General features: G+C 41.3%; 2 protein-coding genes. Both read right to left on the bottom strand.

The features are described from left to right. The coding region (locus tag A3739_RS09295) for a hypothetical protein (protein ID WP_197472240.1) at positions 1-233 on the bottom strand (233 nt) is incomplete at its 3' end. 175 nt (positions 234-408) lie between these two features. After that, complete coding sequence (locus A3739_RS09290; RefSeq protein ID WP_068481032.1) at positions 409-1,437, bottom strand: substrate-binding domain-containing protein; 1,029 nt, start codon at positions 1,435-1,437, stop codon at positions 409-411. Positions 1,438-1,558 lie beyond the last annotated feature (121 nt).

The raw sequence follows: 1,558 nt of genomic DNA, 5'->3' as shown, positions 1-1,558 counted from the left end.
AAGTTTACTTCGCCATCAATTCGGTATGTTTGACCCGCAATTAATGTTACGTCTTCTGAGAAGTCACCTTTCAGTTCAAGATTTGCAGATACATACGCATCGGTACCAACTGCTGGGCCAGTAGAGCCAGCACTGCTACCGCCACCGCCACCACCGCCACATGCAGTTAGGCCTAAAGCAGATACGAGTACTGAAGCACTTACTGCCGATTTGATCATTGGTATTTTTTTCATGATTTTTCCCAATTCATTGTTGTTTAGAATCAAGAAAAAGAATAGAAACGCAAAATGACAAGTTAGTGACACATTTGCTTCAATTTAATGAAAGATAGCCACACGTTTGAAACATTTATGAAATAAAAAAGCCCAGCGAATGCTGGGCTAGGCAATACGAAAGATTTCTGAAAATCTAATGAGAGCTAGCTTGCAAGAGCTCTAACGATAAAGGCTTCGCAGACTCTGCTGCGGCTTTATTCGCCTCAAGTAATAATTCTGACATTGGAATCAATCCAATCTCCATCAATAAACCATCCTCACCAATTATGTCTTCATTCAAGAACATATCGATATATTCCTGCATTGCCGGAACATTTTCTAAATGATCGTTCTTCATGTAAAAAAATAAACTACGTGCAATGGGGTAAGATTTATCAGCAATGGTCTCCGAAGATGGCGATATTTGATCAATACTGACTCCTGAAATCGCATCTTCATTTTCAGTCAAAAAGCTGTAACCGAATATGCCCAAAGCAGCTGTATCCTTCGTCAGTTTTTTCACAATAAGATTGTCGTTCTCACCACTTGGAATATATACGCCATCGGATCGAATAATGCGATACCCTTTACGGCCGGCGTCTCTATACACCTTCATTTGCTCAGTTTGGTACTGCATTACAATCTCTTCAAAAGCATCTCGTGTTCCTGAACTGATTGGTGGACCATAAACGCTAATTTTTCTTTTAGGCAATGCAGGGTTGATTTGATTCCAGTGCGTGTAAGGGTTCTCAATTAAATCACTTCCGTCCTCGTTTGGAACCAGCTTCGCTACAGCAAGAAGCAAGTCGCGCTTAGTAATATCCATCTCAGCATTTGTATTGGATTGCGCTAGGACAATTCCGTCATAACCAAACATCACTTCAGTAATGTTATCAACGCCATTACGTTGGCACAGCTCAAGCTCTTTAATTTTTATACGGCGACTCGCGTTGGTAATATCTGGGGTATCCAAACCATTACCTGAACAGAACAATTTCATACCGCCACCAGTTCCGGTCGACTCGACAACCGGCGTTGGAAATCGCGAAACGCTGCCAAACTCTTCAGCAACAAAGCTTGCGAAAGGATAAACTGTTGAACTACCCACGACACGCACCTGATCTCGCGCGTGCGTTGTACCAGAGATAGTAAACAATACACACAATATGAATAAGTTCTTCATCTAATTAACCTACTTAAGTATCTAAACGCTACGATTGTTCGGAGCCTGCGCTCTCAATAATGACTTGTTTTTCTAGCTGCCCATTTTTATAAAGTTGTATGGCAGTTTTGTTACTGTCGTA

It is taken from the genome of Oleiphilus sp. HI0067 (assembly GCF_001635735.1).
Note: the sequence above shows the minus strand (reverse complement) of the source record. Positions and strands in the feature narration are given on the sequence as shown.